This is a genomic window from Pseudomonas sp. 2822-15, from assembly GCF_002742515.1.
Classification (GTDB): domain Bacteria; phylum Pseudomonadota; class Gammaproteobacteria; order Pseudomonadales; family Pseudomonadaceae; genus Aquipseudomonas; species Aquipseudomonas salomonii.
In genome coordinates this window covers 1-312 of record NZ_LJRY01000328.1, presented here as the reverse complement: position 1 = coordinate 312, position 312 = coordinate 1, and the positions used below count along the sequence as shown (strand labels likewise).

Below are 312 nucleotides of genomic sequence, written 5' to 3'. Positions count from 1 at the left end.
GACATAAGCTCTTGAAGAATATTGGAACCAAAATTGCTGTGCATCAATTACATCAATGTGATTTTGGATAGCAAGATCATCGTCAAGCATACTGGAATCATCGGAGAACAGCAATTGGATTTGCGTGAACTTCTCTAGAATAATGATGATGTGTTCAACATTCTTTCTTTTCAATTTATTCAAAACAGAGAGGAGTGCCTCTTTCGTTAATGCTTCTATATCATGCACAACTTCTATTATTTGTTTTTCCTTAGCAAAAGCTTCCTCTGACATCTCACTATATGTAACTGAGCTATCCCGAAATAGAATAAC

Annotated in this window: 1 protein-coding gene; it reads right to left on the bottom strand. The window is 35.3% G+C overall.

What is annotated here, in order from left to right; genetic code table 11:
• Positions 1-312, bottom strand: a 312-nt coding sequence (locus tag AOA59_RS32515; RefSeq protein WP_158235275.1) for a hypothetical protein, incomplete at both ends; no start/stop codon positions are given.